Below are 7,075 nucleotides of genomic sequence, written 5' to 3'. Positions count from 1 at the left end.
CGTTTGCCAGCACTTTTTTTATTATTACTCAGCTTCAGAAACAACTGTAAAGCGTTCGTTCACATGTTTTGGATTTTCGATTTCATCAAGTGCGGCTACAGCGAAATCTTCGTAACTTACATAGCTATCGCCTTTTTCGTTAACAAGAAGGTGATCTTTACCTGCTTTGTAAGAACCAGTTCGTTTTCCTAATGCGAATAGGGCAGAAGGGCTAATGAATGTCCAAGTGATATCATTTGTTTGTTGTAAGATTTCTAAGTTTTTACCTTGGTTTTGAGCCGTTGCAAGGTATTCTTTCGGGAAACCTGGTGTGTCAAATACACGTGTTGCTTTTGCTTCATCAACAAATAAGCTTCCAGCACCTCCAACAACAAGTAATTTTGTGTTAGGTGCACCTTTCATTGCTTCAATTAATACGTTTCCTGCATCTACATGAAGATGTTCTTTGCCTGCTGGAGCGCCAAATGCGTTCACGACTACATCAAATGCTTGTAAATCATTAGCAGTAAGATCGAAAACATCTTTTTCTAAAACTTTTACATTATCTTCTGTAATTTTTGCTGCATTTCTTACGATCGCAGTAACTTCATGACCGCGATCAAGTGCCTCTTTTAAAATACGACTTCCAGCTTTTCCGCTTGCTCCGATAATTCCGATTTTCATAAGGAATCCCTCCAAATAATTGTTATAAGTGTATATCTTAAAAATGAATGAATGTCTTTTAAGTAGGTTTGCAACCACTAGTTGTAACTATTATAGTTACAGGTTTGTTTTTTGTCAATTTCTTTATCTATGAAAAATATTTCTTCGTATAGTATGTGCGTTTCTAAAAATAATGAGTTATATTTTCTTCCATATAACATTTCTATGTAAGGAAACCTAACATATGGAAGCAATATCCTGTCGAAAAATGTTGATTTTTGAATATTTTTTGAATATAATTCAATTTGTGAAGAAAAATGGGAGGGGATTAATAGGATGAACATTTTAGAACAGTTTATTTCATCAACCAATACTATTCTTTGGTCATATATTTTGATTGCAATGTTAATAGGCCTAGGGCTTTATTTTTCTATCAAATTAAAATTTGTACAAATTAGCCATTTAGGGGAAATGGTACGATTGATGAGTGACGGATTAACTGGAAAGACACGTAAAAAGGGCAGCGTATCTTCTTTCCAAGCTTTCTGTATGAGTTCAGCAGCTCGTATTGGGATTGGTAACTTAGCTGGTGTAGCGTTAGCGATTTCTATGGGAGGACCCGGCGCAGTATTTTGGATGTGGGTAATCGCAATTATTGGGGCATCTTCCAGTTTCGTAGAAAGTACACTGGCACAAATTTATAAAATAAAAGATGGCAGTGGATTCCGTGGTGGCCCTGCTTATTATATGGAAAAAGGTTTAAATAAACGTTGGATGGGGATTTGGTTCTCTATTCTTATCACAATTAGTTATGGTTTAATTTTCAACTCAGTACAAGCAAATACAGTTACGTTAGCATTTAAAAATGCATTCGGTATAGAACGTTATGTTGTTGGAATTGTATTAGCTGTATTAGTCGCGGTTATTATTTTTGGCGGTGTTAAAAGCATTGCACGTATGTCAGAAATGATTGTTCCGCCAATGGCAATTCTTTATATTGCAGTAGCTATTTTCGTTGTTATTAAAAACTTCTATTTACTACCAGATGTATTTACAGAAATCTTTAAAGGCGCATTTGGTTTAGATTCAGCTGTAGGCGGCGGTATTGGTGCGGCAATGAAATATGGTATTCAGCGTGGATTATTTGCGAACGAAGCAGGTATGGGTAGTGCACCAAACGCTGCAGCAACAGCAGATGTAACGCATCCAGCGAAACAAGGGTTTATTCAAACAATCGGAGTTTTAGTAGATACATTCTTAGTATGTACATCAACAGCATTTATCGTACTATGTTCTGGTGCATATAAGGCAACGAATTTAGAAGGTATTGAATTAACACAAATGGCGCTAAGTTCACAAATCGGTTCGTGGGCAAGTAGCTTCTTAGCAATCATTATTTTCTTATTTGCTTTCAGTTCACTTCTAGGAAACTATTATTATGGTGAAACGAATATTGAATTCATTAAACAAAGTAAAACTTGGTTAACAATCTACCGTATTGCGGTAGTTGGAATGGTGCTATTCGGTTCTGTTGCGACGCTTCAAGCCGTATGGAATATGGCAGATTTATTTATGGGTCTAATGGTAATCACAAACTTAATTGCGATTACACTTCTTGGCCGATTCGCATATGCTGCGTTGGCAGACTATGTAAAGCAAAAGAAACAAGGAAAAGATCCAGTCTTCAGTGCAGATTCTATTCCAGGTTTAACAAATACAGAGTGCTGGGACAAGCCAGTAGTAGAAAAAGAAAAAGCTGTATAATGAAATGGGAAACGAGCATCAAGTCAAACTTGATGCTCGTTTTTTGATGAGTAAAATCAAGGAGGAGAAAAGACGAACATTAATAGAGATTTTCAGAGAAAATGTAACTTTTTCCGGAAATATGAGGATGTGAATTAGAATTTGTGTTAGAATGGATAAGGTCTTTCCAGATAAGAGATAAAACGATTTTAAACGATAATATACATATTTTTACGTGTTAGGTGAAAGTTCGGATTATTTCTTGTTTAATATGGTCAGACGTTCAACGTTAAATAATTTTCTAAAGCGTTGAATAAGGTTTAAATGGAGGATTTTATATATGAAATTTGTTATGTTTCTTGTAGGATTATTCGTTGTATTTATACTCGGTTTTCTTATAAGTGCGGATCGAAAGAAAATTAAGTATAAGCCGATTGTGGTTATGCTTGCTATTCAGTTGGCATTATCGTATTTCTTATTAAATACACAAATTGGTTATATTTTGGTGAAAGGAATTTCTGACGGATTTGGAGCATTGCTTGCATATGCGGAATCTGGAATCGTTTTCGTATTTGGTGGTCTTGTTAATAAAGGAGAGGTTTCATTCTTCTTAACAGCATTATTACCAATCGTTTTCTTTGCCGTATTAATTGGAATTCTACAACACTTTAAAATTTTACCGATATTTATTCGTTCAATTGGTACCCTGTTAAGTAAAGTAAATGGTCTAGGAAAACTAGAATCATATAATGCAGTAGCAGCGGCAATCGTTGGTCAGGCAGAAGTATTTATTACAGTAAAAGATCAATTAAGCAAGATTCCGAAACATCGTTTATATACGCTTTGTGCATCTTCAATGTCAACGGTATCGATGTCAATCGTTGGTTCTTATATGAAAATGATTGATCCAAAATATGTAGTAACAGCACTTGTATTAAATTTATTTAGTGGTTTCATCATCATTCATATTATTAACCCGTATGATATTACGGAAGAAGAGGATACACTTAAGTTAGAAAACAAACAAAAGCAATCATTCTTCGAAATGCTTAGCGAATATATTATGCTTGGATTTACAATTGCGGTAACAGTAGCAGCTATGTTACTTGGTTTCGTAGCATTAATTACAGCGATTAACAGTTTGTTTGATTCTGTATTCGGTATTACATTCCAAGCTATTTTAGGATACATCTTCTCACCATTAGCATTTGTAATGGGCATCCCACAAGCAGAGATGGTAACAGCAGGACAAATTATGGCGACAAAATTAGTATCAAACGAATTTGTTGCGATGCTGGACCTTGGAAAAGTAGGAGGAGAATTATCAGCTCGTACAGTTGGGATTCTATCCGTATTCCTTGTATCATTTGCGAACTTCTCATCTATTGGAATTATCGCAGGTGCAACGAAAGGGATTGATGAAAATCAATCAAATGTTGTGTCTTCATTCGGGCTAAGACTTGTATATGGTGCAACGTTAGTAAGTATTTTATCAGCAATTATTGTTGGAGTTATGTTATAGAAATGAAAAAGCAGTGAGCACGAGCTTACTGCTTTTTTGTATGGAGAAGATGATAAGAAGAAATACATTGAGATGGCGAGTGTGCTGAGGTGGGAAAATAGTAAATGAAATTTTATCCCGCATTAACGGACAGTAAGACCCCCACCTCAATATTCAGAGAGAAACGAGGAAGATAGGTGGGGGATCAACTGTCCGTAAAAGCCCGATTGGTTCAACTAATAATCAGTGGGGGATGAAGAAAACCCCCACTGATTAAAGTTTCACTTTATCAGCGATTTTTCAAATATATCGACTATTTCTCAGCATATATCGGCGCAAATTAAAATATATCAGCGATTCGACAAAGGATATCGTCATTTCGACAAATGACGACAAAAAATACATGGCATCGAGAGAGAGGAAAGGGATAAATTAACATATAATTTCTTTGAAAAATTATATTGCATTTCATTTGGATAACGCTTACAATCTGTTTATGGGTGGTATCAGTTTCATACTTTAAATCGAGTAGAGAAGAAGAGGCTACCAATTATAAATTGCAATTTATGTAAACGCTTACTGGTTTTAGGTTACAGTTTAAAGTAAATAGTATTTTAAGGGTTCTTATTTTTTAATATCAATGGTCAGACGTCATTCGTTGGACGACCAATAACTCATGGAAGTGGAGGATTCACATATGAAACTAGTTATGTTTCTAGTTGGTTTACTTGTTGTATTTGTACTAGGTTTCCTTGTAAGTTCAGATCGTAAGAAAATTAAGTATAAACCAATCGCAATTATGCTTGTTATTCAATTAGCATTGGCATACTTCTTATTAAATACAAAGATTGGATTTGTATTAGTAAAAGGAATTTCAGATGGTTTTGGTGCCATTTTAAAATATGCAGAAGCAGGGGTTAATTTCGTATTTGGTGGTTTAGCAAATGATGGACAAGCACCATTTTTCTTAACGGTATTATTACCAATTATCTTCTTAGCGGTATTAATTGGTATTTTGCAACACATTAAAGTTTTACCGATTATTATTAAAGCAGTCGGTTTCGTATTAAGTAAAGTGAATGGTCTAGGGAGATTAGAATCATATAATGCAGTAGCAGCAGCAATCGTTGGTCAAGGTGAAGTGTTTATTACAGTAAAAGACCAATTAAGTAAGTTACCAAAAAATCGTTTATATACACTTTGTGCATCTTCTATGTCAACAGTATCAATGTCAATCGTCGGTTCTTATATGAAGATGATTGATCCAAAGTATGTAGTAACAGCACTTGTATTAAACTTATTTAGCGGATTCATTATTGTTCATATCATTAATCCTTATGATATTAGTGAAGAAGAGGACATTTTAGAATTACAAGAAGATAAGAAGCAAACGTTCTTCGAAATGTTAGGCGAGTACATCATGCTTGGGTTCTCGATTGCAGTAACAGTAGCGGCGATGTTAATCGGATTCGTTGCATTGATTACAGCAATTAACGGTGTATTTGATTCTATTTTCGGCATTACATTCCAAAGCATTTTAGGATATGTATTCTCACCATTGGCATTTGTTCTAGGTATTCCAGCATCAGAAATGCTACAAGCAGGACAAATTATGGCAACAAAACTAGTAACGAACGAATTTGTTGCGATGCTTGATTTAGGAAAAGTAGCTGGTGATTTATCAGCTCGTACAGTAGGTATTTTATCAATCTTCCTTGTATCATTTGCAAACTTCTCATCTATCGGAATTATCGCAGGTGCAACGAAGAGTATCGATGGAAAACAAGCGAATGTTGTATCTTCTTTCGGATTAAAACTTGTGTATGGTGCAACGTTAGTAAGTATATTATCAGCGGTTATCGTTGGGGTTATGCTTTAAAAATAGGAAAAGCAATGAGCTTATGCTCATTGCTTTTTTTATTTAACTTACTTTCTTTAATTTTCGCTTAAAGGCAGGCCTTTTTAAATAAGTGCCAAGTCTCCATACATATTCAACTGGACCTATGCGATATCTTTGTAACCAATAGGTACTAGCGTATAATTGAAAGCTATAAATTCCAATCGTCAATACAATGCCAAAGAAGTAACCGATTTTTCCATATAATCCGAAACCGTACGCATAAAAAATCGTAGTAGCAATGATAGTCTGTGCTAAATAGTTACTAACTGACATTTTACCCATATTAGCCACATACTCAAGTAAGCGTAATGCCTTTTTGTAATGGAATAAGAGAATAATTGAGCTTCCGTAAAAAAGGGCCATGCCTAATGGTGAAACACTGTCTTTTAGCATAATGAGGATCGGTTGCTGTGTTAATAATGCTAAAATTTTTACTGAGAAAGAAAAAATACCACTGATGAACCAAAGCTTTTTGAGGGAAGACACATGTTTATCTATTTCAAACAGCCACCCTTTTTTCCCGACATACATCCCTAGTAAGAATAGCGGAGCCATTAGAATGATCATCAAAAAGGTCAGGAGAAATCCCCCAGAAAATCCAGTGATTCCAATATCTTCGAATGGATTTTCGTATAGGCGGAATTTTATATGGTCTGTATAACTCCCGGTTTTGTGGACTGTTTGTTCTTTTCCAATGTAGGAGGAAAAATCCTCTACATTTGCATTGGACTCAAATGGGTAAGAAATAAACATAGTAAATGCTAGTAAGATAAAGGCCCAAATAAGCAATGTTTTTGGTTTTCGATTGATAAACATCATTAAGAAAATCCCTACAATCCCATATGCAAATAAAATGTCTCCACTCCAAATAAATATACCGTGAATATATCCAAGAATTAGTAAAATGATAATTCGTCGTATATAAACCGGAAAGAAACGTTTTTCTTTTGCGAGAATGCTCTTTTGCAGCAGAATAATACTAAGACCAAATAGAAAAGAGAATAGGGAAATGAAGTTGTGTGTACCAAAAAATTCAATAAACCGATTGGCTCCTTCATCGATCTTTCCGAATACATAAGTAGGTTGTTCACCGCTAAACATTCCAAATTGAATTAATGTCATATTAACAAGTAAAATACCGAATAAAGCAAAACCACGAACGGCATCGATTGCTTCTACACGTTGTTTCATTGAGATAATCGCCCTCCCGCTTGCACTCTATATTGAAAATAATACCATTTATAATAGTAGTCCTATGTAGAATAAGTGAAGATTTAAGCTGATTTTAA

5 protein-coding genes are annotated in these 7,075 nt (G+C 34.9%); 3 read left to right on the top strand and 2 right to left on the bottom strand.

All coding sequences use genetic code 11. The features are described from left to right. Positions 1-24 precede the first annotated feature (24 nt). The gene (locus LOK41_RS24670; protein WP_241818719.1) at positions 25-663 is read right to left on the bottom strand and encodes an NAD(P)-dependent oxidoreductase; all 639 of its coding nucleotides are present in this window, start codon (positions 661-663) and stop codon (positions 25-27) included. Between the two features lie 315 nt (positions 664-978). On the opposite strand from LOK41_RS24670, the gene LOK41_RS24665 reads away from it, so the two are divergent. From LOK41_RS24665 to LOK41_RS24655, 3 genes are all read left to right on the top strand, one after another. Beyond that, positions 979-2,406: an alanine/glycine:cation symporter family protein gene (locus LOK41_RS24665; RefSeq protein WP_241818718.1), complete on the top strand. Its 1,428-nt coding sequence runs from the start codon at positions 979-981 to the stop codon at positions 2,404-2,406. Between the two features lie 319 nt (positions 2,407-2,725). Further along, entirely contained in the window at positions 2,726-3,907 is a 1,182-nt protein-coding gene (locus LOK41_RS24660) for a NupC/NupG family nucleoside CNT transporter (protein ID WP_241818717.1), read from the top strand. 676 nt (positions 3,908-4,583) lie between these two features. Then, complete coding sequence (locus tag LOK41_RS24655) at positions 4,584-5,765, top strand: NupC/NupG family nucleoside CNT transporter (protein WP_241818716.1); 1,182 nt, start codon at positions 4,584-4,586, stop codon at positions 5,763-5,765. Between the two features lie 42 nt (positions 5,766-5,807). On the opposite strand, the gene LOK41_RS24650 is transcribed toward LOK41_RS24655, so the two are convergent. Next, entirely contained in the window at positions 5,808-6,977 is a 1,170-nt protein-coding gene (locus tag LOK41_RS24650; protein WP_241818715.1) for a DUF418 domain-containing protein, read from the bottom strand. Between the last annotated feature and the right edge of the window lie 98 nt (positions 6,978-7,075).

This window comes from Bacillus sp. TL12 (assembly GCF_022625245.1).
Classification (GTDB): Bacteria; Bacillota; Bacilli; order Bacillales; family Bacillaceae_G; genus Bacillus_A.
The sequence above is the reverse complement of the archived record's forward strand: the minus strand, read 5'-3'. Positions and strand labels throughout refer to the sequence as shown.

Excerpts from the sequence above, each read along its gene's own strand:
- LOK41_RS24670 (WP_241818719.1), bottom strand. The coding sequence starts at position 663 with ATGAAAATCGGAATTATCGGAGCAAGCGGAAAAGCTGGAAGTCGTATT.
- LOK41_RS24665 (WP_241818718.1), top strand. The coding sequence starts at position 979 with ATGAACATTTTAGAACAGTTTATTTCATCAACCAATACTATTCTTTGG.
- LOK41_RS24660 (WP_241818717.1), top strand. The coding sequence starts at position 2,726 with ATGAAATTTGTTATGTTTCTTGTAGGATTATTCGTTGTATTTATACTC.
- LOK41_RS24655 (WP_241818716.1), top strand. The coding sequence starts at position 4,584 with ATGAAACTAGTTATGTTTCTAGTTGGTTTACTTGTTGTATTTGTACTA.
- LOK41_RS24650 (WP_241818715.1), bottom strand. The coding sequence starts at position 6,977 with ATGAAACAACGTGTAGAAGCAATCGATGCCGTTCGTGGTTTTGCTTTA.